Annotated in this window: 22 protein-coding genes, 1 tRNA gene and 1 pseudogene; 15 read left to right on the top strand and 9 right to left on the bottom strand. The window is 63.9% G+C overall.

What is annotated here, in order from left to right; genetic code table 11:
• Nucleotides 1–57: 57 nt before the first annotated feature.
• Nucleotides 58–1,500: a PucR family transcriptional regulator gene (locus OIT41_RS15960; protein ID WP_241707033.1), complete on the bottom strand. Its 1,443-nt coding sequence runs from the start codon at nucleotides 1,498–1,500 to the stop codon at nucleotides 58–60.
• A 144-nt stretch (nucleotides 1,501–1,644) separates the two neighbouring features.
• Here OIT41_RS15960 and OIT41_RS15955 point away from each other — a divergent pair, with 144 nt between their 5' ends.
• Nucleotides 1,645–3,075 carry a gamma-aminobutyraldehyde dehydrogenase gene (locus OIT41_RS15955; protein ID WP_264636796.1) on the top strand — a complete coding sequence of 477 codons (1,431 nt, stop codon included), beginning with the start codon at nucleotides 1,645–1,647 and terminating at the stop codon, nucleotides 3,073–3,075.
• 58 nt (nucleotides 3,076–3,133) lie between these two features.
• Nucleotides 3,134–4,489 carry a 4-aminobutyrate--2-oxoglutarate transaminase gene (gabT, locus tag OIT41_RS15950; RefSeq protein ID WP_078107999.1) on the top strand — a complete coding sequence of 452 codons (1,356 nt, stop codon included), beginning with the start codon at nucleotides 3,134–3,136 and terminating at the stop codon, nucleotides 4,487–4,489.
• A 153-nt stretch (nucleotides 4,490–4,642) separates the two neighbouring features.
• On the opposite strand, the gene rarD is transcribed toward gabT, so the two are convergent.
• On the bottom strand, nucleotides 4,643–5,539 hold the full coding sequence (gene rarD / locus OIT41_RS15945; RefSeq protein WP_241707152.1) for an EamA family transporter RarD: 897 nt from the start codon (nucleotides 5,537–5,539) through the stop codon (nucleotides 4,643–4,645).
• Nucleotides 5,540–5,830: 291 nt separating this feature from the next.
• On the opposite strand from rarD, the gene OIT41_RS15940 reads away from it, so the two are divergent.
• The 7 genes from OIT41_RS15940 to OIT41_RS15910 all read left to right on the top strand — a co-directional run bounded on the left by OIT41_RS15940 (nucleotide 5,831) and on the right by OIT41_RS15910 (nucleotide 14,392).
• A complete protein-coding gene (locus tag OIT41_RS15940; protein WP_264636795.1) occupies nucleotides 5,831–7,264 on the top strand; it encodes an FAD-dependent oxidoreductase in 1,434 nt (477 codons plus the stop codon).
• A 151-nt stretch (nucleotides 7,265–7,415) separates the two neighbouring features.
• Nucleotides 7,416–8,780: a GAF domain-containing protein gene (locus OIT41_RS15935; protein ID WP_078108008.1), complete on the top strand. Its 1,365-nt coding sequence runs from the start codon at nucleotides 7,416–7,418 to the stop codon at nucleotides 8,778–8,780.
• Nucleotides 8,781–8,863: 83 nt separating this feature from the next.
• Nucleotides 8,864–9,475 (top strand): hypothetical protein, encoded by a 612-nt coding sequence (locus OIT41_RS15930; RefSeq protein ID WP_264636794.1) that lies wholly within the window; start codon nucleotides 8,864–8,866, stop codon nucleotides 9,473–9,475.
• Between the two features lie 132 nt (nucleotides 9,476–9,607).
• A complete protein-coding gene (locus tag OIT41_RS15925; RefSeq protein WP_264636793.1) occupies nucleotides 9,608–11,131 on the top strand; it encodes an aldehyde dehydrogenase family protein in 1,524 nt (507 codons plus the stop codon).
• Between the two features lie 120 nt (nucleotides 11,132–11,251).
• Entirely contained in the window at nucleotides 11,252–12,274 is a 1,023-nt protein-coding gene (adhP, locus tag OIT41_RS15920; protein WP_264636792.1) for an alcohol dehydrogenase AdhP, read from the top strand.
• Nucleotides 12,274–12,690 carry a DUF779 domain-containing protein gene (locus OIT41_RS15915; RefSeq protein WP_078108010.1) on the top strand — a complete coding sequence of 139 codons (417 nt, stop codon included), beginning with the start codon at nucleotides 12,274–12,276 and terminating at the stop codon, nucleotides 12,688–12,690. The genes adhP and OIT41_RS15915 overlap by 1 nt, the downstream gene beginning before the upstream one ends.
• Before the next feature lie 112 nt (nucleotides 12,691–12,802).
• A complete protein-coding gene (locus OIT41_RS15910) occupies nucleotides 12,803–14,392 on the top strand; it encodes an amino acid permease (protein ID WP_264636791.1) in 1,590 nt (529 codons plus the stop codon).
• A gap of 57 nt (nucleotides 14,393–14,449) precedes the next feature.
• On the opposite strand, the gene OIT41_RS15905 is transcribed toward OIT41_RS15910, so the two are convergent.
• The 3 genes from OIT41_RS15905 to OIT41_RS15895 form a co-directional block, all read right to left on the bottom strand.
• Nucleotides 14,450–15,085, bottom strand: coding sequence for a DUF2461 domain-containing protein (locus OIT41_RS15905; RefSeq protein ID WP_078108012.1), 636 nt, complete (start codon nucleotides 15,083–15,085; stop codon nucleotides 14,450–14,452).
• A gap of 150 nt (nucleotides 15,086–15,235) precedes the next feature.
• Nucleotides 15,236–16,720 (bottom strand): catalase, encoded by a 1,485-nt coding sequence (locus OIT41_RS15900; protein ID WP_264636790.1) that lies wholly within the window; start codon nucleotides 16,718–16,720, stop codon nucleotides 15,236–15,238.
• Complete coding sequence (locus OIT41_RS15895; RefSeq protein ID WP_184738401.1) at nucleotides 16,717–17,208, bottom strand: Fur family transcriptional regulator; 492 nt, start codon at nucleotides 17,206–17,208, stop codon at nucleotides 16,717–16,719. Before OIT41_RS15895 ends, OIT41_RS15900 begins: the two co-directional genes overlap by 4 nt.
• 150 nt (nucleotides 17,209–17,358) lie before the next feature.
• On the opposite strand from OIT41_RS15895, the gene OIT41_RS15890 reads away from it, so the two are divergent.
• Nucleotides 17,359–18,630, top strand: coding sequence for an MFS transporter (locus OIT41_RS15890; RefSeq protein ID WP_264636789.1), 1,272 nt, complete (start codon nucleotides 17,359–17,361; stop codon nucleotides 18,628–18,630).
• A gap of 158 nt (nucleotides 18,631–18,788) precedes the next feature.
• Nucleotides 18,789–19,658 carry a zinc metalloprotease HtpX gene (gene htpX / locus OIT41_RS15885; protein ID WP_264636788.1) on the top strand — a complete coding sequence of 290 codons (870 nt, stop codon included), beginning with the start codon at nucleotides 18,789–18,791 and terminating at the stop codon, nucleotides 19,656–19,658.
• 52 nt (nucleotides 19,659–19,710) lie between these two features.
• Here the strand turns inward: htpX and OIT41_RS15880 are convergent.
• Nucleotides 19,711–20,551, bottom strand: a pseudogene (locus OIT41_RS15880) (Dyp-type peroxidase); the annotation flags it as partial.
• Nucleotides 20,552–20,714: 163 nt separating this feature from the next.
• Nucleotides 20,715–21,206, bottom strand: coding sequence for a YajQ family cyclic di-GMP-binding protein (locus OIT41_RS15875; protein ID WP_059387254.1), 492 nt, complete (start codon nucleotides 21,204–21,206; stop codon nucleotides 20,715–20,717).
• Nucleotides 21,207–21,392: 186 nt separating this feature from the next.
• On the opposite strand from OIT41_RS15875, the gene OIT41_RS15870 reads away from it, so the two are divergent.
• Both OIT41_RS15870 and OIT41_RS15865 read left to right on the top strand, forming a co-directional pair.
• Nucleotides 21,393–21,659 carry a hypothetical protein gene (locus OIT41_RS15870; protein ID WP_078108081.1) on the top strand — a complete coding sequence of 89 codons (267 nt, stop codon included), beginning with the start codon at nucleotides 21,393–21,395 and terminating at the stop codon, nucleotides 21,657–21,659.
• A gap of 129 nt (nucleotides 21,660–21,788) precedes the next feature.
• Nucleotides 21,789–21,870 (top strand) — tRNA-Tyr (locus tag OIT41_RS15865).
• A 168-nt stretch (nucleotides 21,871–22,038) separates the two neighbouring features.
• On the opposite strand, the gene OIT41_RS15860 is transcribed toward OIT41_RS15865, so the two are convergent.
• Nucleotides 22,039–22,263 (bottom strand): hypothetical protein, encoded by a 225-nt coding sequence (locus OIT41_RS15860; RefSeq protein ID WP_241707043.1) that lies wholly within the window; start codon nucleotides 22,261–22,263, stop codon nucleotides 22,039–22,041.
• A 138-nt stretch (nucleotides 22,264–22,401) separates the two neighbouring features.
• Between OIT41_RS15860 and OIT41_RS15855 the strand changes: the two genes are divergently transcribed.
• Complete coding sequence (locus OIT41_RS15855) at nucleotides 22,402–22,947, top strand: acyl-CoA thioesterase (protein WP_264637977.1); 546 nt, start codon at nucleotides 22,402–22,404, stop codon at nucleotides 22,945–22,947.
• A gap of 111 nt (nucleotides 22,948–23,058) precedes the next feature.
• Nucleotides 23,059–23,430 (top strand): thioredoxin family protein, encoded by a 372-nt coding sequence (locus tag OIT41_RS15850; protein WP_059387274.1) that lies wholly within the window; start codon nucleotides 23,059–23,061, stop codon nucleotides 23,428–23,430.
• Here OIT41_RS15850 and OIT41_RS15845 read toward each other — a convergent pair.
• Nucleotides 23,427–23,705, bottom strand: coding sequence for a putative quinol monooxygenase (locus OIT41_RS15845; protein ID WP_078108018.1), 279 nt, complete (start codon nucleotides 23,703–23,705; stop codon nucleotides 23,427–23,429). The genes OIT41_RS15850 and OIT41_RS15845 overlap by 4 nt on opposite strands.
• Nucleotides 23,706–23,797 lie beyond the last annotated feature (92 nt).

Here is a 23,797-nt window from a genome sequence, read left to right as displayed (position 1 = left end):
GGGTGGGGAGGGCCGACGGCGACGGCGGTTGGGGAGGGCCGACGGCGGCAGGGAACCTTAGCGCGGGTTGCGGGCGCCCAGCCGCTGCACCGCCAGGGCGAGCCACAGCTGCACGCGGTCCGGCGTCTGGGCGGGGTCGTAACCGGTGAGGTCCGTGATTTGCGCCAGCCGGTAGCGCACCGTGTTGCGGTGCAGGGTCAGGGCTTCGGCGACGGCGGCCACCGAACCATTGTGGTTGAGGTAGCTTTCCAGGGTTGAAACGAGCTCCGAGCCGTGCGCGGCGTCGAACTTGCGCAGGGGGGTGAGCGCCTCGCTGGCCATGTCCGCCAACGGCACATCCTCGCTCGCCAGCAACAGCGAGGTCAGGCTGAGCCGCTCGGGCTCGTTGACCGGCAGGCCGTGCGCCACGGCGTCGCGCGCTTCGAAGTAGCTCCAACGCACGCCGTTCGGCTTCGTGTACGCGCCGCCGATTCCGATCACCGCGTGGATCCCCGCCTCCAAAAGGTGATCACTGAGGTCCTTGGCGAGCGCGCTCGCGGAACTGCCGTCGTCGGGCACTACCGTCACCAGGTCCTTCCCGACGACGGCGGTCACCCCGCCGTCGAGCGACTGCGGAAGCGATGTGCTCCCGAGTTGCTTGTGATGGGCTGTTGAAACCACCAGCAGCACCACGTTCTTGCGCGTGCTGTTGATTCCGACGCCGGCCAGGCGGCGGGCACCCTCCACCGTGTCCAGGGTTCCGTGGATGACATCGTCCAGTACCTGGCCCGCCAAGGCCCGTTGGCTCTGGCGCTGCTTGACCATGTTGTTGAGTTCCACGCTGATCAGGTTCTGCGCATAACTGACAATCCCGGTGTCCCCGAAGGGTTGCCTGATCCATAGCGTGCAGGCGTCGCGACGGCCTGTCGGAATGGGAAAGGACGCCCAATCGTCAGCCGTCGGCGCGGGTTTGCCGGGCACGCTGTTGTAAAGCTGGGCGCTGAACTGGGTGAGCGCGATATCGGTCCGGAGCATGCTGCCCAACTGCTTGAGCAATTCGCCGAGGCCGCCCCCGGTCAGCAGGGCCCGGGCCAGGATCTGGTGGCCGGCGATGAGGCGCTCCAGCTTGGAGTAGTGGTCGGCGGATTGGGAATCGGCCACGAGTTTTCCGATGGCGATGAAAGGGGTCTCGTAGGGGACTTCCACGAGGGGCAGGCCCCAGCGGTTCGCTTCCGCAACGAGGGCGGAGGGCACGGCTTCATGGGTCAGCCCGGTCCCGAAGCCGATGCCGACTGCTCCCGCGCGCTGGACCTGGCGCACGAAACGGCGCTGTTCCGCGGCGCCGTTGAGCCTGAGCCCCGTGGTCAGGATCAGTTCGCCGCCATTGAGGAAGCGTTGGGGATCCTCCTGCTCCGTCACGGCCACCCATCGGATGTCTTCGTTCCAGGTGGTTTCCGCGAGGCCGGCTTTGCGGAGTCGAAGTGAGGGGACGGCGACGAGCGCGGCGAGTGACATTGCCATGCCAAAAAGGATATCCCTGCACTGGTCATTCGCACTAAGTCATGGTGGTCGGGGTGTGCACCTGACTATTCCGCGCTGCGGGGTGCTGGCATAGGCTCGGAGCAGCTGCAACCAATGCCTAGACACCGAAAGAGGTTGTACACCGTGGTCCAAACCTTGCAGAACTTCATCAACGGCGAGTTCGTCACGCCGGCAGGCACCGAACTGCTCGACATCGTGAACCCCACCAACGGAGAGATTGTGGCCCATGCGCCTATCTCCACGGCGGCCGACGTCGATGCCGCCATGAACGCGGCGAAGGAAGCTTTCAAGTCCTGGAAGCATGTCACGCCGGGCCAGCGCCAGCTCATGCTGCTCAAGCTCGCCGACGCCATCGAGGCCAACAGCGATGAGCTCGTTGAGGCACAGCACCGCAACACCGGCCAGGTCCGCGCCCTCATTGCATCCGAGGAAGTTGCCGCCGGTGCAGACCAGCTCCGCTTCTTCGCCGGCGCCGCGCGCATCATGGAAGGCAAGTCCGCAGGCGAATACTTCGAGGGCCACACCTCGTACGTCCGCCGCGAACCGATCGGCGTCGTGGCCCAGGTTGCCCCGTGGAACTACCCGTTCCTCATGGGTATCTGGAAGATCGGCCCAGCCCTCGCCGCAGGCAACACTGTTGTTCTCAAGCCCTCTGACACCACGCCGGAATCCACCTTGGTCCTGGCCCGCCTGGCGGGGGAGATCTTCCCGGCCGGCGTCCTCAACGTGGTCCTCGGCAACGGAGCCACCGGGTCCATGATGGTCGAGCACAAGGTCCCGGGCCTCGTCTCGATCACCGGTTCCGTCCGTGCCGGCATTGCCGTAGCCAGCGGAGCGGCCAAGGGCCTCAAACGTGCCCACCTGGAGCTCGGCGGCAAGGCCCCGGCCATCGTCTTCAAGGACGCCGACATCAAGAAGAGCGCAGCGGCCATCGCCGAATTCGCCTTCTTCAACGCCGGCCAGGACTGCACGGCCATCACCCGCGTGCTGATCGAGGACTCCATCCACGACGACATGGTTGCCGCGATGGTGGAGCACACCAAGACGCTGCACACGGGTTCGCAGAACGACGACGAGAACTACTTCGGCCCGCTCAACAACGTGAACCACTTCAACGCCGTGAACTCGGTAGTGGAGCACCTCCCGGCCAACTGCAAGATCGAAACCGGCGGCCACCGCGCAGGTGAGAAGGGCTTCTTCTTCGAGCCCACCATCATCACCGGTGCCAAGCAGAGCGACGACGTCGTCCAGAAGGAAACCTTCGGTCCCGTCATCACCGTCCAGAAGTTCACCACCGAGGCCGAGGCACTCGAGCTCGCGAACGACGTCGAATATGCCCTGGCCTCCAGCGTCTGGACCACGGACCATGGCACCGCGATGCGGATGAGCCGCGACCTGGACTTCGGCGCGGTCTGGATCAACACCCACATCCTGCTGACCGCTGAGATGCCCCACGGCGGCTTCAAGCAGTCCGGCTACGGCAAGGACCTGTCCATGTACGGCGTCGAGGACTACACGCGCATCAAGCACGTCATGTCCGCCCTTGATGCCTAACTCAGGCGCCTAGCGCCCGACGCCCACACACGGCAAGCATAAGAAAGAAAGAACCATCATGACCGCAACAGCACATGAAATCACCTACCGCCTGGACCAGAAGCGCAGCATCAACGGCGCCTTTCCCGGCCCCAAGTCGCAGGCCCTGAACGAGCGCCGTGCCGCCGTCGTCGCTGCCGGTGTGTCCTCGGGCGTGCCGGTCTACGTTGAGGATGCCGACGGCGGCATCATCCGCGACGTCGACGGCAACTCCTTCATCGACCTCGGCTCCGGCATCGCCGTCACGAGCGTTGGTGCCTCGGACCCCGCCGTCGTCGCCGCCGTCCAGGACGCTGCAGCGCACTTCACCCACACCTGCTTCATGGTCACCCCGTACGAGGGCTACGTCGCCGTCGCCGAGCAGCTGAACCGCCTCACCCCGGGCGACCACGAGAAGCGCACCGTGCTCTTCAACTCGGGCGCCGAAGCAGTGGAGAACGCCGTCAAGGTGGCACGCCTGGCAACCGGCCGTGACGCCGTCGTCGCTTTCGACCACGCCTACCACGGCCGCACCAACCTGACCATGGCGCTCACTGCCAAGGCCATGCCGTACAAGACCAACTTCGGCCCGTTCGCGCCCGAGGTCTACCGCATGCCGATGAGCTACCCGTTCCGCGAGGAAAACCCGGAGATCACCGGTGCCGAGGCCGCCAAGCGCGCCATCACCATGATCGAGAAGCAGATCGGCGGCGACCAGGTTGCCGCGATCATCATCGAACCGATCCAGGGCGAGGGCGGCTTCATCGTTCCCGCCGAGGGCTTCCTGCCGGCACTGTCCGCGTGGGCCAAGGAAAAGGGCATCGTCTTCATTGCAGACGAGGTCCAGTCCGGTTTCTGCCGCACGGGTGAATGGTTCGCCGTCAACCACGAGGGTGTTGTCCCGGACATCATCACCATGGCGAAGGGCATTGCCGGCGGCCTCCCTCTGTCCGCGATCACCGGCCGCGCGGACCTGCTCGACGCCGTCCACCCGGGCGGCCTCGGCGGCACCTACGGTGGCAACCCCGTTGCCTGCGCCGCAGCGCTTGCGGCCATCGGCACCATGGAGCAGCACGACCTCAACGCCCGGGCCCGCCACATCGAGGAAGTCGCACTCGGCCGCTTGCGTGAGCTCGCTTCGGAAGTTCCCGCCATCGGCGACGTCCGCGGCCGCGGCGCCATGCTGGCCATCGAACTGGTACAGGCCGGCTCCAAGGAACCGAACGCGGAATTGACCAAGGCCGTTGCCGCGGCGTGCCTCCAGGAAGGCGTCATCATCCTGACCTGCGGCACCTACGGCAACGTCATCCGACTGCTGCCGCCGCTGGTCATCAGCGACGAACTGCTCCTCGACGGCCTCGAGGTCCTGGCTGCAGCCATCAAGGCCAACGCTTAGCCGCAACCTTCAGGGGGACATGCCCGCCTCTAGGTGCAAGGGATGGACATAGTGCGACTATGTCCATCCCTTGCGTTTAACAATGGGCATGTCAACTGGACGTCAATGGGCATGTCCATTGGTGCTAGGTAGCGCTGGGCATGTCCGGCGGTCCTAGGCCGCGCTGAGCCGTGCGTTTTTCCTGATGACCGAGTTCTTGCGTGCCGTGCGCAGCATGTCGAGGGTCAGGAGCAGCAGCGCCAGCCACACGATCCCGAAGCCCACCCAGCGGTCCGGCGTCATGGCCTCGTGGAGGACCGCCAAAGCCACGATGAACTGGAGGATCGGCGCGAAGTATTGCAGCAGGCCGATGGTGGTCATGGGCAGGCGGCGTGCGGAGGCACCGAAGAAGAGCAGGGGCACGGCGGTGATGATGCCCGAAGCCGCCAGCAGCCAGAAGTGGCCCGGGCCGTTGCTTCCCAAAGTACCTGCTCCCATGAGGCCAAGGACAAGCATGGTGGCGCCGGCAACGGGAGCGAGGACCACGGTCTCCACCGTGAGGCTCGTGATGGCATTGACTTTCGGTCCTACGCGCTTCTTCACGAAACCGTAGAGGCCAAAGCTGAACGCCAGGACCAAAGCGATCCACGGCAGCTTTCCATAGGAAACCGTCAGGACGCCGACGGCGATGAATCCGATCACGACGGCGGCCCACTGGAGCGGGCGGAGCGTTTCCTTCAGGACGAACACCCCAAGGAGCACCGACACGAGCGGGTTGATGAAATAGCCGAGCGAAGCTTCGACCGCGTGCCCGGTGGTGACGCCGAAGGTGTACGTCAGCCAGTTGATGGCGATCAGCCCGGCAGCCATCGCGAGCGGTCCGAGGACGGCCCGGTCCCTGAAGGCATTGCCGAGGAGGCGCCACGTCCGGGTGATGGTGATGAGCAGGGCGCAGAAAATGAGCGACCACACCACCCGGTTGGCGACGATTTCCACGGCTCCGGCGGGTTGCAGCACCACGAAGTAGAGCGGAAGCAGGCCCCACAGGCCGTACGCCCCGATACCGAACACGACGCCCGCCGTCGTCTCCTTCTTTGCCGTGGCAGCAGCGGCGGCTGAAGCTGAAGAAGCACTGGTGTTGGACTGGGCAGGCACGGTTTGCTCGGGCGTAGACACAAAGTCAACAACATCACATTTTGCGAGGGTATTCCTGACCGTACGGCCGGAAAGTTTTTGTGATTTTCCTCGCCCGGTTGTGTCACCTCCCGCCACGTACTGCCGCTCCGGCCACAACTGAGAACTAGAATTGGAAACTGCGCGCCCCACTACGCGGGGCGGTTACCTGTCTCAGAAGGGTTCACGGTGTCCAACTCGGCCGAAACCACCTCAAAACGTCCATTGCGCGTCGCCATTGTCGGCGCAGGACCGGCCGGCGTGTACGCCGCGGATATCCTGACTAAATCGAATGAGGTCAAGGATGGCGACGTCGAGGTCAGTATCGACCTTTTCGAGGCATACCCTGCACCGTACGGCCTGATCCGCTACGGCGTTGCTCCGGACCACCCCCGCATCAAAGGCATCGTCAACGCGCTGCACAAGGTCCTGGACCGCGGAGACATCCGCTTCCTCGGCAATGTGACGTACGGCCGCGACCTCACGCTGCATGACTTCCGCTCTTTCTACGACGCCGTGATCTTCTCCACCGGGGCCATCAAGGACGCGGAGCTGAACATCCCGGGCATCGAGCTTGATGGCTCCTTCGGCGGAGCCGATTTCGTCTCGTGGTACGACGGCCACCCCGACGTGCCTCGCGAATGGCCGCTGGATGCCAAGGAAGTGGCAGTCATCGGGAACGGCAACGTGGCGCTGGACGTGGCCCGTATGCTCTCAAAGCACGCCGATGACCTCCTGGTGACCGAAATCCCGGACAACGTGTATGCGGCCCTCAAGGCTTCCCCGGTCACGGATGTGCACGTCTTCGGCCGGCGCGGTCCAGCCCAGATCAAGTTCACTCCGCTGGAACTGCGCGAGCTCTCGCACTCCAACGACGTGGACATTGTGCTGTACCCGGAAGATTTCGAGTTTGACGAAGCCTCGGACGAGGCCATCCGCAGCAACAACCAGATCAAGACCATGGTCAACACGCTGACCAACTGGCTCGTCGAGGAACATGCCGAAGCTGAGCAGCCCTCGTCCCGGCGGTTGCACCTGCATTTCCTGCACAGTCCGGTGGAGATCGTTTCCGAAGACGGCTCCGGGAAAGTGTCCGGCATCAAGTTCGAGCGCATGCAACTGGACGGCACAGGCAACGCCAAGGGCACCGGCGAGTTCGTGGACTATCCGATCCAGGCCGTCTACCGCGCCATCGGCTACCACGGTTCCCCGCTGGACGAACTTGAGTACGACGCCCGCCGAGGTGTCATTCCGAACGACGGCGGACGGGTGCTGGACGCCGACGGCAAGCCGGTGCCCGGGATCTACGCGACCGGCTGGATCAAGCGCGGACCGGTCGGCCTGATCGGGCACACCAAGGGCGACGCCCTGGAGACCATCGGTTGCCTCCTGGAGGACCGCCTCACCCTGCCCCCGGCCGAGAACCCGGATCCGCAGGCCATCATCAACCTCCTGGAAGAACGGGGCATCGAGTACACCACCTGGGAAGGCTGGAACAAGCTCGATGCGCACGAAGTAGCCCTCGGTGCCGCATGGACCGCCGAAAACCCGGACGCCGGCGTCGTACGCGAACGCATCAAGGTGGTTCCGCGCGAGGACATGATCGAGATCTCACGCGGCTAGCGGCTCGCCGCCGGGTGGCGGCGAAACCGTGGGTGTGGGCCGTAGGCTGCGTTCCGGAACGCGGCCTACGGGCCGCTGCCGCCCCATAGGCAAAGCCGTGCGACGCAACTAGACTGGCCCGTACTGTGCTGCGTCCGGTTTTGGGAGTTCGATGAAGAATCCGATCCATCCGGCAGCTTCGGTCTCCGACCCCGCCGAGCTGCTGCAGCATCACGCCCGGGCAGGGCACGAGCAACTGGAATCGTGGCGCTATGGTCTCCGGGACGCCACGGAGCTTCCCGGCCTGCGCAAGCTGATCAAGGAATCCTGGCAGCGATCCGCGCAGCTCAAAGCGAACCCGGACCAACCCGAGGCGCCGCTGGTCATCGACCTCGACGAACTCGAGGAATACCGCCGGCAGCACCCCCTGGCCACCATCATGCCCGTCATCCAGAAGCTCCTCATCCAGCCCAGCTATGAGAGCGGCCTGCTGGTCGCCGTGGGGGATGAGCTGGGCCGCTTGCTGTGGGTGGACGGTAATCCCGCGATGCGGCGCCGCGCCGAAGGCATGATGTTCGTGGCCGGCGCGGACTGGTCCGAAGCCGCGGTCGGCACGAGTGCGCCAGGCACGGCGCTCGCGTTGGGCCGCGGCATCCAGATTTCCGGCGCCGAGCATTACAAACGCTCCGTCCACCCGTGGAGCTGCACCGCGGTTCCGTTCCACGACCCTGACTCGGGGGCCCTGCTCGGCGTCGTCGACATCACCGGCACGGAAGCCGCCGTCGCACCCCACACGCTTTCCCTCGTCGAGGCAACTGTGGCGGCCGCGCAGGCGCAATTGCGCGTGGAGAGGCTCCAGCTCGCGGCCACCAAGCACTCTGCGCCTGCCCGACGCCGGAACTCGCCTCCCGCCGCCGGCTCGCGCCAGGGGACCGGACTGTACCGGAACAGCCTCCAGCTGCTGGGCCGGGACCAGGCCTTGTTGAGCATGGGAGGACGCAGTATTCCACTGTCCGCGAGGCACAGCGAGATCCTCGCGTTGCTAGGTACCCGTCCCGAGGGACTCAGCGCCGAGGAACTCGCCCTGGCCCTGTATCCGGGGGACGGCTCGAGCGTGACATTGCGCGCCGAAATGGTGCGCTTGCGGAAGGTTCTCCACGAGCTCGACCCCGCCGCGGTCCCGGAATCCCGCCCGTACCGGCTCCCGATCGACCTCGGCCAGGATGCCGCCCAGGTGCTGTCCTGCCTGCAGCGGGGCGCCCACCGCATCGCGCTGGAGATCTACAAAGGCGCCGTCCTTCCGCATTCGGAAGCACCCGGCATTGTCGAGCTCCGCGAGAAGGTATCGGCGCTGTTGCGCGAAGCGGTCCTGAACGACGGCAGTGCCGAGGCGCTGCTCAAGTATGCCGGGCTGCCTGAGGCGAAGGACGACGTCGACGTCCGGCGTGCCGCCCTCAGGCTCCTGCCGCCGCGCTCGCCGAAGCGGGCCGCCGTCGTCGCCGAGCTTGAACGCCTGGAAACCGAACTGTCGGCCTGACGCCGGCCCCTCGTGTGGCACTCGGGAAATACGGAGTTTCGGCCCTTATCGTAGAACCGAGCCAAACGAAAGAAGCCTCCTCCGTGTTGAACAAACGCCTCGCCGTTGCCCTGACCATGTCCGGACTCCTTGCCGGAGCCACAGCCTGTGGGGCACCCGCCCAGACTGCGCCCGCATCGGCAACGACGTCAACTGCGGCCACCACAGCTGCCCTTGCCGGTTGGGAACTCGATCCAGCCGCTGGCGCCCAGAGAATCAAGGCCGCAGGCCTGGATATCCTGACCGCCGAAGGCACAGCCGAGCACTATCACGCCCACCTGGAGGTCCTGGTTGATGGCAAAGCCGTCACCGTCCCGGCTGAGATCGGCTTCAGTTTCGGTGCCGACGGGCAGCCCAACGGAATCTCGGCGCTGCACACCCACGACACGTCCGGCGTCATCCACATCGAAGCGCCCACGCCCGGCCTGAAGTACACGCTCGGCCAGGTCCTCAGCGAGTGGGGAGTCCTGGACGGTAAGGATGCCACCGGAGCACCGCACAGCGGGACCGGCGGTTGGACCGCCTACGTGAACGGCGCAAAGCAGAATGCGCCGGTGGCGGCCGTGGTTCTCAAGGCCCACGACGAGGTGGTCCTCTCCTTTGGAACCGCACCTTCGCCGGTTCCGAGCTCCTACGATTTCCCCGCAGGACTCTAACTTCCCCGGTGCGGCAGGGGGGTACGTCCCCGAAGTGATCTGAACCACAGGGTTGCAACCTGCTTGCAACCTTCCCGCTCCTACGCTGATGGCACAGCAACGCCACCATCATGCGCAGCAAAGGAGCTACAGATGACTGTTTATGCACAGCCGGGTGCCGAAGGTTCGAAGGTCACGTTCAAGGACCGTTACGAGAACTGGATCGGCGGGGAGTGGGTTGCCCCGGTCAAGGGGCAGTACTTCGAGAACATCACCCCGGTGACCGGGAAGGCCTTCTGCGAGGTGGCCCGGGGCACGGCCGAGGACATCGAGCTGGCACTGGACGCCGCGCACAAGGTGGCTCCTTCCTGGGGTAAGACTTCGGCCACGGAACGCGCCGCGGTCCTGAACAAGATCGCCGACCGGATCGATGAGAACGTCGAGCTGCTTGCTGTGGCCGAGACGTGGGACAACGGCAAGCCGATCCGGGAAACCCTGAACGCGGACATTCCCCTCGCGGCGGACCACTTCCGCTACTTCGCCTCCGCGATCCGTGCCCAGGAAGGCCACTTGTCCCAGCTGGACGAAGACACCACGGCGTACCACTTCCATGAGCCGCTGGGTGTGGTGGGCCAGATCATCCCCTGGAACTTCCCGATCCTCATGGCCGTGTGGAAGCTCGCCCCGGCACTTGCCGCGGGCAACGCCGTCGTCCTCAAGCCCGCAGAGCAGACTCCGTCCTCCATCCTGGTCCTCATGGAACTGATCGGCGATCTGCTGCCCGCCGGCGTCGTGAACGTGGTCAACGGGTTCGGCGTCGAGGCCGGCAAGCCTTTGGCGTCCAGCCCGCGGATCCGAAAGATCGCCTTCACCGGCGAAACCACCACGGGCCGGTTGATCAGCCAGTACGCGTCCCAGAACCTGATCCCGGTGACCTTGGAGCTGGGCGGCAAGAGCCCGAACATCTTCTTCGACGACGTCGCCGCGCAGAATGACACGTTCTACGACAAGGCCCAGGAAGGCTTCACGCTCTTCGCCTTCAACCAGGGCGAAGTGTGCACCTGCCCCTCCCGCGCCCTGGTCCAGGAAGGCATCTACGATTCCTTCATGGCAGACGCCGTGGCGCGAACCAACAAAATCATCCAGGGCAATCCGCTGGACACGGACACCCAGCTCGGTGCCCAGGCCTCCAACGACCAGCTCGAGAAGATCCTTTCCTACATCGACATCGGAAAGCAGGAAGGCGCCAAGGTCCTCACCGGCGGCGCCCGCGCACAGCTCGACGGCGACCTGGCCGGCGGCTACTACGTCCAGCCGACCATCTTCGAAGGCCACAACCGGATGCGGATCTTCCAGGAGGAGATCTTCGGCCCCGTGGTGTCCGTGACGAAGTTCAGCGACTACAACGACGCCATCGGCATCGCCAACGACACCCTCTACGGACTCGGTGCCGGTGTCTGGTCCCGCAACGGCAACGTCGCCTACCGGGCAGGACGGGAAATCCAGGCCGGCCGCGTCTGGGTCAACAACTACCACGCCTACCCGGCCGGCGCCGCGTTCGGCGGCTACAAGTCCTCCGGCATCGGTCGTGAGAACCACGCGATGATGCTGGACCACTACCAGCAGACCAAGAACCTCTTGGTCAGCTACAACGAAAACAAGCTCGGCTTCTTCTAAGCCGCGCCGCACCCGGCGGAGGGACCAATCCAGGTCCCTCCGCCGGCCCTCCCTGGCCACCCCTCAGGAAAGCAGCACCCGTACCGCACTTTTAGTTTTGACGACGCAAGGATTTCGCCAATGACGACGACAATGCACGCAGCCGTGGTAACCGAATTCGGAAAAGAGCTACAAATCCAGTCCCTTCCCCTTCCCACTCCCGGACGCGGGGAAGCGCTGGTCAGGGTCATCACCAGCGGTGTCTGCCACACAGACCTGCACGCCGCGGAGGGGGACTGGCCGGTCAAGCCTTCACCGCCCTTTGTGCCCGGCCACGAAGGTGTGGGCGAAGTGGTGGCCCTCGGTGAAGGCGTCACCGACCTGGCCATCGGAGACCTCGTGGGCAACGCCTGGCTCTGGTCAGCGTGTGGCGACTGCCAATTCTGCCGGACGGGTTGGGAGACCCTGTGCGAAGCCCAGAAGAACGCCGGCTACAGCGTGGACGGCTCTTTCGCGGAATACATGCTGGTGGACAGCCGGTTCGCAGCCAGGATTCCGGCAGGTTCGGATCCCGTGGAGGTCGCTCCGGTGCTGTGCGCCGGAGTCACGGTCTACAAGGGCCTGAAGATGACCGAAGCCAAGCCGGGCCAATGGGTCACCATTTCCGGCATCGGCGGCCTGGGTCACATCGCTGTCCAGTACGCAGTGGCCATGGGCCTGCGGGTCGCCGCAGTGGACATCGCCGACGACAAGCTCGCCCTCGCCAGGAAACACGGCGCCGAGCTGACGGTCAACGCGCTGCACGAAGATCCGGCGGAAGTCATCCAGCGGGACACCGGAGGCTGCCACGGGGTCCTGGTCACGGCTGTGCATCCTTCGGCCTTCGGGCAGGCGATCGGCATGGCCAGGCGTGGCGGGACCATTGTCTTCAACGGACTCCCTCCCGGCGACTTTCCTGCGCCGATCTTCGAGATTGTGCTCAAGGGCCTGACCGTCCGGGGCTCGATCGTGGGAACGCGCCAGGACTTGGAGGAAGCGCTGGACTTCTACGCGCAAGGCAAAATCCACCCGACCGTTTCCACACGGGAGCTCTCCGAGGTAAACGCGGTCTTTGACGAAATGAAGCATGCCAAGATCGACGGCCGCGTGGTGTTGAGGTTCTAATGCGCCACAACAGGCTTGACGCCGCGGTGACGCTGCCCGGGGAAGACTTTTCCCGGGTGGCGCTCACCGCCGTTTCCAGAGAACTCCTCCGGAAGTTGTGGGAGCAGCACGGTCCGCTCATGTTCCATCAGTCAGGTGGTTGCTGCGACGGTTCCTCACCCATGTGCTACCCGGCCGGCGAATTCATTACCGGTGATTCGGACGTTCTGCTCGGACTTTTCGACATTGGCGAGCCCGAGCGGCCGCAGCCTGTGGAGTTCTGGATGTCCCGGGAACAGTTCAATTACTGGTCCCACACCCATCTGACCGTGGACGTAGTGGACGGCCGTGGGAGTGGCTTCTCGGTGGAATCGCCTGAGGGGAAGCGTTTCCTTATCCGTTCCACCTTGATGGATTGGAACGTCCCCAAGCTCTGAAGATGGGCTGCGCTTTTGTCTCACGATTCGGGACAAATGTGGGGGTCCATTGGCTGGACACTACTCTTGATGAGTCTGTTTCTACCCCCTCATCAAGATTGTGGACTCTCCTATGAACCTCTTCAGGACCAAATCGATCGAGCAGTCCATTGCGGACGCCGATGAGCCCGGACGCAAGCTCAAGCGTTCCCTCAGTACTTGGGATCTGATGATCATGGGCGTTGCCGTGGCCGTCGGCGCCGGGATCTTCTCTGTTGGCGCCAAGGCCGCCGCGAACTTTGCCGGCCCGGCCGTGACGATCTCCTTTGCAGTCGCAGCCGTCACGTGTGCCTTGGCCATCATGTGCTACGCCGAGTTCGCTACCGCCATCCCGGTGGCTGGGTCCGCCTACGTCTTCACCTACGCCACGATGGGAGAAATCCTCGCCTGGATCATTGGCTGGAACCTCATTCTTGAACTGTTTACGGCAGCCGCAGTCATCGCCAAGTACTGGGGCATCTACTTGAGCAACGTGTTTGCCCTCATGGGTGTGGACATGCCCCCGGCCTTGAACATCGGCGGCGTGGATCTCTATTGGGGCGCGTTCCTGATTGTTGCGATCTTCACGGTGCTCCTCGTTCTCGGTACCAAGCTCTCCGCCCGCGTGGGCAATGTCTTCACGCTCATCAAGATCGCCGTGGTGCTGTTCGTCATTGTTGTCGGCTTCACCTACGTGAAATTCTCCAACTACGCGCCGTTTGTCCCGGCATCGCAGCCTACGGGGGGCACTGACGGCGCGGATGTCATGAAACAGTCCTTGTTCGGCTTCCTCACCGGCGCGGTTCCGGCACAGTACGGAACGCTGGGTATCTTCGCCGGCGCAGCCTTGGTGTTCTTTGCCTTCATCGGCTTCGACGTGGTTGCGACTTCCGCGGAAGAGGTCAAGAACCCGCAGAAGACCTTGCCCCGGGGTATCTTCGGCGGGCTGGCGCTCGTGACGTTGCTCTACATCCTGGTCTCCCTCGCCCTGACCGGCATGGTGTCGTATACCCAGCTGGCGCAAGCGAAGAACCCCACTCTGACCACGGCCTTCGAGGCGGTCGGAAACACCGACGCGGCCAAGGTCATTGCCTTCGGCTCACTGATTGGTCTGACCACTGTCATCATGGTGCTGCTCATGGGCCTGGCCCGCGTGGTCCTTGCGATGAGTCGCGACGGTCTGCTTCCGCGCGCCCTGTCCAAGACGAGCGACAAGCGCTCGACGCCGGTCCGCCTCCAGATCATCTGTGGCGCTGCCGTGGCCATTGTTGCCGGTCTGACAAACGTGGATGTTCTCGAAGAGATGATCAACATCGGCACCCTCTCGGCCTTCGTGATGGTCAGCCTCGGCATCCTGGTCCTGCGCAAGAAGCGCCCAGATCTGAGGCCGGCTTTCCGGGTTCCCTTCGGCAAGGTGCTTCCGGTGGTTTCGGCCGTCCTGTGCGTCTACCTGATGACAAACCTGGCCGTGGAGACGTGGATCTTTTTCGCCATCTGGCTGGCAATCGGCCTGGCAATCTACTTTGCCTACGGTCAGCGCCACTCCCGCCTGAACGAGAAGTTCGCGTCCGCGAAGGCCGTGGTGTCCGGGCAAGACGCTTCGTCCGACGGGGCCTCCTCGTCCGACGGAGCCTCCGCTTCCGACACGAGCGGCGACGACGAGGACAGCCTCAGCAAGGTCTGAACAGACACGGATTCATTGCCGCGGCCGAACTCACGGCCGCGGCAACGACCCCAATGATTATGGCGCGGCGTGCTCGTTGACCCACTCCACGAGCGGGCGCAGCACCTCCCAACGCTTGGCGATTTCTTCCTTGGCTGAGGGCTCGGACATCCATGCCGGTTCTCCCAAGGTGACCCCTGCAGACAACGACTTGTGCTTCAAGAGCTCCGCGCGTGGATGGTCTTTGTCGAAACCACGCGGAACGGTCTTGAGCTTCTCGCCCTCCACCGTGAAACCTGCGGCGGCGATGGCATCGACGATTTTCTGGAGTTCTTCCCCGCTGGCCGGCGAATCCGTAGCGGCACGGAACCGGGCGATCTGTTCCGGGGTGCGCGAGTGGCATCCGCCGCCGATCAACAGGCCGTCTGCACTGAGCTGGAGGTAGAAGCCCACGCCCTCGTTGTCGGCTGCAAATGCTCCCTGTGCCGTCTTATACGGGGACTTGTCCTGGGAGAAACGGATATCACGGTTGGGACGGAAAACCTTGCCCGGCCCGAATCGGGGCTCAAGCTCCTCCAGCAACAGTGTCAACGGCTCTTTCACGGCGGAGTCGTAGATGTCTTTGTGCGCCAGCCACCATTCGCGGTTGTTGTTCTCTTCAAGCTCGGCATAGAAGGCGATTGCCGCTGCGGGGATCCCGGTAAATGTGCTCATGCAAGGATCCTATGGATGACAAGGCCGGGCTAGCCAGAGACGTTGGCGGCTATGTGGAAAACCTGCCGACAGCCCCCGCTATTCATGCGCATCAAAAAAGCAACCCCGCCGCGGAGATTCCGCAGCGGGGTTGCTTCATGGGTGGCGTTGTTACAGCTTGTTGGCTGCCTCTGCAGCCGACTCGTTTTGGCCGGCGCCGAGGTTGGCGCGCAGTTTGGCACCGAGTTCAGCATCGACGTTGGTCCAGTACTGGATGGCGCGTTCCTTGATGCCGGGGCTCTTGACACCGCCCACGGCGCCCGTGATGGTCTCGAGCAGGCGGGCCTTGGCGCCGTCGTCGTAGACCTCGCGGTACAGCGCGCCGGCCTGGACGAAGTCGCCGTCCTCGGCATGCAGGGAGTGCGCGGAGAGCGTCAGCTCGCCGTCGTTCTCCCAGCCACCGGCCGGGTTCTGTGGCTCAACAGCGGCCGGGCCACCCACGGAGTTCGGTGCGTAGACCGGAACCGAAGGAGCATTGAACAGGTAACGTCCCGCGCCGTCCTGGCTGTAGTTGTTGACTTGGTTCTTCGGCTGGTTCACCGGGATCTGGGCGTGGTTGGTGCCCACGCGGTAGCGGTGTGCGTCAGCGTAGGAGAAGATGCGGGCCTGCAGCATCTTGTCCGGGGAGGCGGCGATACCCGGAACGAAGTTCGACGGCGCGAAGGTGGCCTGCTCGATCTGCGCGAAGTAGTTTTCCGGGTTCTTGTTGAGCTCCATGGTGCCCACGTGGATCAGCGGGTAGTCCGAGTGCGGCCACACCTTGGTGAGGTCGAACGGGTTGAAGCGGTAGGTCTTGGCGTCCTCGTAAGGCATGACCTGGATGTGCAGTTCCCAGGACGGGAAGTTGCCGGCGGCAATGTTCTCCTGGAGGTCGCGAATGTAGAAGTCCGCATCCGAGCCGGCCAGTTCAGCGGCTTGGTCGCCCGTGATGGTCTTGACGCCTTGGTTGGACTTGAAGTGGTACTTGACCCAGAAGCGCTCGCCCTCGGCGTTGATCCACTGGTAGGTGTGCGAGCCGTAGCCCTGCATTTCACGCCAGGAAGCCGGAAGGCCGCGATCGCCCATGAGCCAGGTGACCTGGTGTGCGGACTCGGGCGAGAGGGTCCAGAAGTCCCACTGCATGTCGGCGTCGCGCAGGTGGGTGCCCGGGAGCCGCTTCTGGGAGTGGATGAAGTCCGGGAACTTGATGCCGTCGCGGATGAAGAACACCGGGGTGTTGTTGCCGACCAGGTCGTAGTTGCCCTCGGAAGTGTAGAACTTGACGGCGAAGCCGCGCGGGTCGCGCCACGTGTCCGGGGAGCCGTTCTCGCCTGCCACGGAGGAGAAACGGATGAGCATGTCCGTCTCGACGCCGGGCTGGAACAGGGCAGCCTTGGTGTACTTGGATACGTCCGAGGAAGTCTTGAAGGTACCGAAAGCGCCGCCGCCCTTGGCGTGGACAACACGCTCCGGGACGCGCTCGCGGTTGAACTGGGCGAGCTTTTCCACCAGGTAGTGGTCGGTCAGGATGATGGCACCATCGGCACCGACGGACTGGGAATGCGCGTCCGAGGTGACGGGGGCGCCCGACTGGGTGGTCGAGATGTTCGCGGTCATCGTTCTCCTATTTCGTGGGTTACTTGCGTTTGAGTAGGAAGCTGTTGTTTGGCCTGGCAGTCCTGGCAGATGCCTTGGTACAGGACGTCTGCGATCTGGATGGTCATGGGTTTGGAGTGCTCATCCCAATGCGGGGTGAGGCAGGGGGCATGGCCTACTGCGCAGTCGACATCTTCCACCCGGCCACAACTGATGCAGACGGCGTGGTGGTGGTTGTCGCCCACCCTTGTCTCGTAGAGAGCGGGAGAGTGGGGCGGTTCGAACCGTCGCAGCATCTGCAGGTCCGTGAGGTCGCTCAGCACCACATAAACAGACTGCGCTGTCAGTTCGGGAAGATCCTTGCGTGCGGCAGCCAGGATGCCTTCGGCGGGGGAATGTGGATTGTGCTGAACGGCAGCAAGGACGGCAAGCCGCTGCTTGGTCACGCGGCGTCCGTGGGAATGCAAGGCGGAAGCCCATGCTTCCTGGTCTGCCGTGTGATCTGCCATACGCCCATTGAAGCACTTATTATGAGTGCTTCACAATAAGGCGAGGCTAACTTCAGGTGAACCTGCCCGACGGCGGCCCTCACCGCAGCCGCTAACCCCACGCCCGCGGCGCTCCGGGAGGGTGGGCGGGTTGCTGGATAGGGTTGGACGGTGGCAAAACTCCTGGCTGACATGACCCCGCTTCGCGAAAGCCCCGCATTCCGCCGCCTGTGGCTGGGCTCGTCGGTGTCGATGGTCGGATCCCAGTTGACCCTGGTTGCCGTAAGCCTCGAGGTCTACAGCATCACCCAGCAGAGCCTCTATGTGGGTCTGCTCAGCATCTTTGCCCTGGTTCCGCTGGTGATTGCGGGTTTGTTTGGCGGCGCACTTTCGGATGCCTATGACCGGCGGAAAGTCGCCATTGTTGCGTCCCTCGTTTTGTGGGCCTGCAGCGTGGCCCTGGCACTCCAGGCGTGGTTCCAGCTGAACAATGTCTGGATCCTGTTCCTCCTCGTCGCGATCCAGAGCGGTGCGCAAGGCATCAACGGACCGGCACGCAGCGCCATTATTCCCTTGCTGGTCCGCAAGGAACTGCTGCCCGCCGCCAACGCGTTGAGCATGCTCAACATGGGTATTTCCATGACGGCCGGCCCCCTGCTGGCCGGCGTTCTGGTCGCGTCGAGCGGTTTTGGCTGGACCTACACGATCGATGCCCTGAGCTTCGCCTTCGCGCTGTGGAGCCTTTTCAAGCTCCCGGCCCTTCCCGCGGCAGCGAACGCGTCGGCACCCGGCCTGCGCTCCGTCGTCGAGGGCTTCCGTTTCCTGGGCACCCGGCCGAACCTGCGGATGACCTTCATCATCGACCTCATTGCGATGATCTGCGCCCAGCCGCGCGCCCTCATGCCCGCGATCGGAGCCACGATGATCGGGGGTGGCGACACCACCGTGGGTGTGCTGCTGGCTTCCGTGGCTGTCGGCGCCTTCCTGGCGGGGTTGTTCTCCGGACCTTTGGGGAGGGTGCGGCGCCAGGGCACTGCGGTGGTATGGTCCGTGGCCGGATGGGGATTCTCGATCGCGGCTTTCGGCCTGGTAGTGGTCCTTGCCGGGGACGCCGGACGCGGCGGCGTGACGCTCTGGATCATCCCGGCGGCAATGTGTTGTGCCGTTGCCGGAATCTCGGACTCGGTCAGCGCGGTCTTCCGCACCACCATCCTGCAATCGGCCACTCCGGACCACATGCGGGGACGGCTGCAGGGCGTGTTCATCGTGGTGGTTTCCGGTGGTCCCCGAGTGGGGGACATGCTCGCCGGTGGCGTCACCAAAGTTCTCAGCGAAGGCTGGGTGCTGCTTCTGGGCGGCGTGCTGTGCGCAGTGCTTGCGTGGCTCGTGGCGCGCGGGCAACGCGGATTCCTCCGCTACGATTCCCTCCATCCGGTGCCCTAGCCCGTGTTGAGCCCACACGCCCAAGTAGCTCGCAGTTGTTGTCGTTATGGCGGCCCAGAACGACATTAAATGCGAGTCAGTTGGGCGGAACGTCCGGGCCGCCGTCGGCGTTAATCGGAACAGAACCAACACCGGGCCGACTGCAAGAAAGTAGTGAAGTGCACAATCATCACAATGGACTGAAGACCGCAGCGCTTTTCGGTGTGCTCTGGGCAGTGCTGCTGGGACTTGGCGCCCTGATCGCCGCGAGCACCCGCAGTGCTGGGCCCATCTGGATCATGGCTCTGATCGGCGTCGCGACAACGGCCTACGGATATTGGAACAGCGACAAGATCGCCATCCGCTCCATGGCCGCGTACCCGGTTTCGGAAGCGCAGGCTCCGCAGCTATACCAGATCGTCCGGGAACTCTCCGTGCGGGCGAACCAGCCCATGCCGCGGATCTACATTTCTCCGACCATGGCCCCCAACGCCTTTGCCACGGGACGCAATCCGAAGAACGCCGCCGTGTGCTGCACCGCGGGCATCCTGAACTTGCTCGACGCCCGCGAACTCCGTGGCGTCCTCGGGCATGAACTCATGCACGTCTACAACCGCGACATCCTCACCTCGTCCATCGCGGCCGCCGTCGCCGGTGTCATTACTTCGGTGGGCCAGATGCTGCTGTTCTTCGGCGGCGGGGACCGGCGGAACGCCAACCCGTTTGCCATGATCGCCATGGCCCTCTTGGCCCCGTTTGCCGCCTCGCTGGTCCAGCTCGCCATTTCCCGCACCAGGGAGTACGACGCCGACCACGACGGTGCGGAGCTCACCGGCGATCCGCTGGCGCTCGCCTCAGCCCTGCGCAGGATCGAAGCGGGCGTGAAGCAGGTGCCGCTGCCACAGGATCAGCGACTCGTGAACACTTCGCACCTCATGATCGCCAACCCGTTCCGCGGCGGCGCCATGACCAAGCTGTTCGCCACCCACCCGCCCATGCGTGAGCGCATCGAGCGGCTGGAGCGGATGGCTGGACGCCCGCTCTCCTAGCCGGCGGTCCCGTAAGTTACCCCACCGGTGCCGCGTCCGACGACGGTCGGCTTCATGCGAACAGGCCCTCACCAATGAAGCCGCCCGCCTTACTGCTCGGGGGCACCGCGAAGAGGCCCGATCCCGTGTGCTTGAGGTACTCCAGGGCCAGTTTGTCGCTTTTCGCCATGGCCATCTGCATGGGCACGTAGTGCGTCCGCTGGTCCTTGACGAAGGCGACGAAGAACAGGCCCGCGTCGAGGTGGCCGAGCCCGTCCGAACCGTCGATGTAGTTGTAACCGCGGCAAAGCATCTTCACGCCGTTGTTCTGGTCCGCGTGGGCGAGGCGGACGTGGGAGTCGATGGGAACCAGCGGCGCGCCGTCGCGGCCCTTGATTCCAAAGTCAGGAGACGTGAATTCCTCTCATCCACGCTTCACCCTGGCGGTTTCCGGCGGTGGCCCAGACGTGCTCGTTGAGGAGTGCCGTGTCTTCCGACGTCAGGTTTGCCGTGCCGTCCTTGAATCCGAAGAGGTTGCGCGCGGTCGTCTGGGCCCTCGACGTGGAGGAGGTCCGGCCGAAGCCCAGCTGGGACCAGCGGACGCGCACCCTGCCGAAGCCGATGCGTGCGAGGTTCCGGGTCGCGTGCACGGCGACCTGCGTATCGTCGGCGCACGCCTGGACCACAATGTCGCCGCCGGTGCGTTCTGGCTGCAAGGCGTCGCCGGGGAAGTGCGGCAGGTCAATCAGGGCATCGGGCCTGCGGCCCTCAAGGCCGAAGCGGGGCCTGCCGTCCTTTTCGAAGATGCCCTCGCCAAAGCCGAACGTCAAGGTCAGCTTGGCCGCCGCCCCGGTGTCTTCCGGCGGCGCATCGTAGGGGCCATCGACTGCGCCAGTCGAGCCCGTTGCGCGCCCGCGGAATCGCGAAGTTATCGCTAGCCCCGACCCCGAAAAGTTGTCTGGTGTGACGCACCGCCCATCAACGACTGCCGCATTAACGACGACGGCGCGTCGCCCGCTCAGGGGGCAACGCGCCGTCGTCGTACTTCCGGATAACGGCCTGGGCCGCGGCGAACTCCTAGCTGCGGAAGTTCACGAACTGGAGATCGGCCTCTTCGAACTTCTTCAGGATGTTCATGGTTTCCTGCAGGTCATCGCGGGACTTCGAAGTGACGCGGAGTTCGTCGCCCTGGATCTGGGACTTGACGGACTTCGGGGCTTCGTCGCGGATGATCTTGTTGATCTTCTTTGCGATGTCCTGGGCAATGCCCTCCTTGATGGAGCATTCCAGGCGGAATTCCTTGCCGGAGGGGTAAGGCTCGCCCTGGTCGAGGGACTTCAGGGAGATGCCACGCTTGATGAGCTTGGACTGGAAGACGTCCAGGACGGCGAGGATGCGGTCCTCGGAGTTGGCCTTCATGAGGATCTTCTCGCCGCTGAAGTCGATCTCCGCGCCGACGCCCTTGAAGTCGTACCGCTGCGCGATTTCCTTCTGGGACTGGTGGAGCGCGTTGGCGACTTCCTGCTTGTCTACCTTGCTGACGACGTCGAATGTGGATTCGCCTGCCATGACTCTCCTTGTGATCGTTGGGGGTGGCCCGGAAACGGGCGGTTTTGTCTGCCATCCAGCCTAGTACGGAAGCGCCCGGCGTGTGCCGAACGTTCACAGTTCGCTCACAGCACACGTATGGCCGGAACTGAGACTGCCCCGACAGAGTTGTATCAGTTTGAAGAGCCCATCCTGAAAGGGAGCACCATGAGCAACCAAGCCGTCCGCTACGTCACCAAGTCAGCCGCTGCCGCCGCCGGTTCAATCGGAGCCGCTGCCGCCACCGCCGCAAGCGCGGTTGCAGCCGCAGCGCTTGCGGCCTCCGTGGTCTTGAGCCCGGTCCCGGACGCGGCATCTCGGATGGACGGCATTCACGCGGACCTGTTGCGGGCCGTGCAGCTCAACCAGATCACGCTGGAGCAGGCGGCCAGCTTCGAGGCCAAACTGGCCGGGCGGATACTTGGTGACGCCTGAGATTTTTGCCTGCTTTGAGGCTTCGAGGCCTCGATTCGATTCTTCGGCAGAAGTTCTGTAAGGTTGTCTTGCTCGCGCTTACCGGATCGGAAACGAAACGATGATCGGGAGTGACTTCTTTTGAAGTTCGGCAGATTACCCGAGCGGCCAAAGGGGGCTGACTGTAAATCAGCTGGCAACGCCTACGGGGGTTCGAATCCCTCATCTGCCACAAAATGAAATCCCCGGAACCATATGGTTCCGGGGATTTTTTGTTTGTCCATTGCGTTTTTGAGCGCCCCGTTCGACGCGGAAAATTTCCTGCGCGGCGCGGATGGGCTCTCGACACTCGGATTCCTGCGTCGACAGGAATTTTGCGTGTCGACGACGGAAGTCCGGGTTAGCTAGCACTGCCCGGCTCCAGCCAGTATCCGTCCTGGTGATGAACGAGTTGCCGGCCCAGGCCTCCGGAGAGCTGGATCCAGAGCGTGCTACGATCATCGGTCATGCCGTCCAAGGTGCCCACGATCCTGTTGCCGCGGGTGTCCTGCAACACCAGCTCCTGGTGGAGGGGAAGTTCCGGCCACACGTCTGCGTGTGCCGTGATCGTCGGGGTGGTGCTCACGGGATCTCCTTGGTGCTTTCTGCAAATTGTTTTCAGACATTCTTCCCGGGGCATGTGAACCGGCGGTAAACGACATGCCATGGAGCGACACACAAAACGAAGGCGCCCGAAATGTTACCGAGGAGTAACATGGCGTTTATGCATTTGCTTCTCCGAACCCTCTTGATCTTGTTCACCTCGTCCAGGCGGAGCTGGCTCAGCGTTTGGGGCACGTCCTCGTTGCCTATGCGCGTGCTACCCACGGACATCGACATTGCGATGCATGTGAACAACGGCATGTATTTTTCGCTGATGGATCTTGGACGCTTCGACCTCATGGTGCGGGCGGGGATCTGGCAAAAGATGCGACGCCGCCGCTGGAGTCCCGTGGCCGCGGGGGAGACCATTGCGTTCCGGAAGTCGTTGCAGCTTTGGCAGCAGTACACCATCGAGTCCAAGATCATCGGGCTCGATTCCAAGGCGATCTACTTTGAACAACGCATGGTGGTCGACGGCGAGATCTACGCCCGTGCGCACATTGCCACCCGGCTTGTCGCGAAGGGGCGGCCCGTGAGCCAGGAGGAGATCCTGGCCGAGTTTGGCGAGCCTCCCGCGGACCTCGAGCTTCCGGAATGGCTCCACGAGTGGCGCGAGAACAACGCGCTCCCCGGCGCGCGCAAAGCCGCCCCGCACTTCTGGCACTAACCGAAGGTACCGGGCGGCGCCAAACCGCCCGGCCGCCGTCGTGCTTTATTCCCGGTTTGCCGGGTAGCGAACAAGGGCGACTTCGAAGGCGTGGTCGCGTACCGTGGAAGCATGGCTACAGTTGACATCACCGGCGAGCAGTTCGCATCGACCATCGAGGGCAATGACATTGTCTTGGTGGATTTCTGGGCTGCGTGGTGCGGCCCTTGCAGGCAGTTTGCGCCCACGTACCAGGCCGCTTCCGAGAAGCATGACGATGTGTTCTTCGCCAAGGTGGACACCGAGGCCGAGCAGCAGCTCGCTGCCGAAGCAGGTATCTCCTCGATCCCCACGCTCATGGCCTTCCGCGAAAAGGTCCTCGTGTTCTCCCAGCCGGGCGCACTGAACGGACCCCAGCTGGAGCAGGTCATCGAGGCCGTCAAGGGGCTCGACATGGATGAGGTCCACGCGCACATCGCGAAGCAGCGCGCGGAAAACTCCTAGAGGCGCTCGAGCTTCACCGGCTCCGCGAGCAGCGCGCTGAGGGATTCGTTGAGGTCCTGGACCGCGATGCCTTTGGAGTGGATGTCGAGGTGCTCCTCGGAGGCCCACTGCTCGGTCAGGACGAGCTTGTCCTCGGTGGCTTCGGTGAGCTCGTAACGGATGCAGCCGGGTTCGTTCACTACTTCGTCGATCGCGATTTCCAGCGCGAGCTTGACGCGGAAGAATTCGCCGTCGTTGGGAATGAACGTGGCCTGCAGGTCAATGGGTGCACTCATGGGATTCACCTTACCGGCTGGTCCGGCGAGGCCCTGAAATATTTTGTAGGACTTCCAAGCAAAAGTCTTCTCTTGGCCCCGCGGAGTTGGTA

It is taken from the genome of Arthrobacter sp. YA7-1 (assembly GCF_025960325.1).
GTDB lineage: Bacteria > Actinomycetota > Actinomycetes > Actinomycetales > Micrococcaceae > Arthrobacter > Arthrobacter bambusae_A.
Note: the sequence above shows the minus strand (reverse complement) of the source record. Positions and strands in the feature narration are given on the sequence as shown.

What these genes read in the sequence shown, in the direction of transcription:
- OIT41_RS15960 (WP_241707033.1), bottom strand. Translation starts at nt 1,500, where the DNA reads ATGGCAATGTCACTCGCCGCGCTCGTCGCCGTCCCCTCACTTCGACTC.
- gabT (WP_078107999.1), top strand. Translation starts at nt 3,134, where the DNA reads ATGACCGCAACAGCACATGAAATCACCTACCGCCTGGACCAGAAGCGC.
- OIT41_RS15935 (WP_078108008.1), top strand. Translation starts at nt 7,416, where the DNA reads ATGAAGAATCCGATCCATCCGGCAGCTTCGGTCTCCGACCCCGCCGAG.
- OIT41_RS15925 (WP_264636793.1), top strand. Translation starts at nt 9,608, where the DNA reads ATGACTGTTTATGCACAGCCGGGTGCCGAAGGTTCGAAGGTCACGTTC.
- adhP (WP_264636792.1), top strand. Translation starts at nt 11,252, where the DNA reads ATGACGACGACAATGCACGCAGCCGTGGTAACCGAATTCGGAAAAGAG.
- OIT41_RS15915 (WP_078108010.1), top strand. Translation starts at nt 12,274, where the DNA reads ATGCGCCACAACAGGCTTGACGCCGCGGTGACGCTGCCCGGGGAAGAC.
- OIT41_RS15910 (WP_264636791.1), top strand. Translation starts at nt 12,803, where the DNA reads ATGAACCTCTTCAGGACCAAATCGATCGAGCAGTCCATTGCGGACGCC.
- OIT41_RS15905 (WP_078108012.1), bottom strand. Translation starts at nt 15,085, where the DNA reads ATGAGCACATTTACCGGGATCCCCGCAGCGGCAATCGCCTTCTATGCC.
- OIT41_RS15900 (WP_264636790.1), bottom strand. Translation starts at nt 16,720, where the DNA reads ATGACCGCGAACATCTCGACCACCCAGTCGGGCGCCCCCGTCACCTCG.
- OIT41_RS15895 (WP_184738401.1), bottom strand. Translation starts at nt 17,208, where the DNA reads ATGGCAGATCACACGGCAGACCAGGAAGCATGGGCTTCCGCCTTGCAT.
- OIT41_RS15875 (WP_059387254.1), bottom strand. Translation starts at nt 21,206, where the DNA reads ATGGCAGGCGAATCCACATTCGACGTCGTCAGCAAGGTAGACAAGCAG.
- OIT41_RS15870 (WP_078108081.1), top strand. Translation starts at nt 21,393, where the DNA reads ATGAGCAACCAAGCCGTCCGCTACGTCACCAAGTCAGCCGCTGCCGCC.
- OIT41_RS15855 (WP_264637977.1), top strand. Translation starts at nt 22,402, where the DNA reads ATGCATTTGCTTCTCCGAACCCTCTTGATCTTGTTCACCTCGTCCAGG.
- OIT41_RS15850 (WP_059387274.1), top strand. Translation starts at nt 23,059, where the DNA reads ATGGCTACAGTTGACATCACCGGCGAGCAGTTCGCATCGACCATCGAG.
- OIT41_RS15845 (WP_078108018.1), bottom strand. Translation starts at nt 23,705, where the DNA reads ATGAGTGCACCCATTGACCTGCAGGCCACGTTCATTCCCAACGACGGC.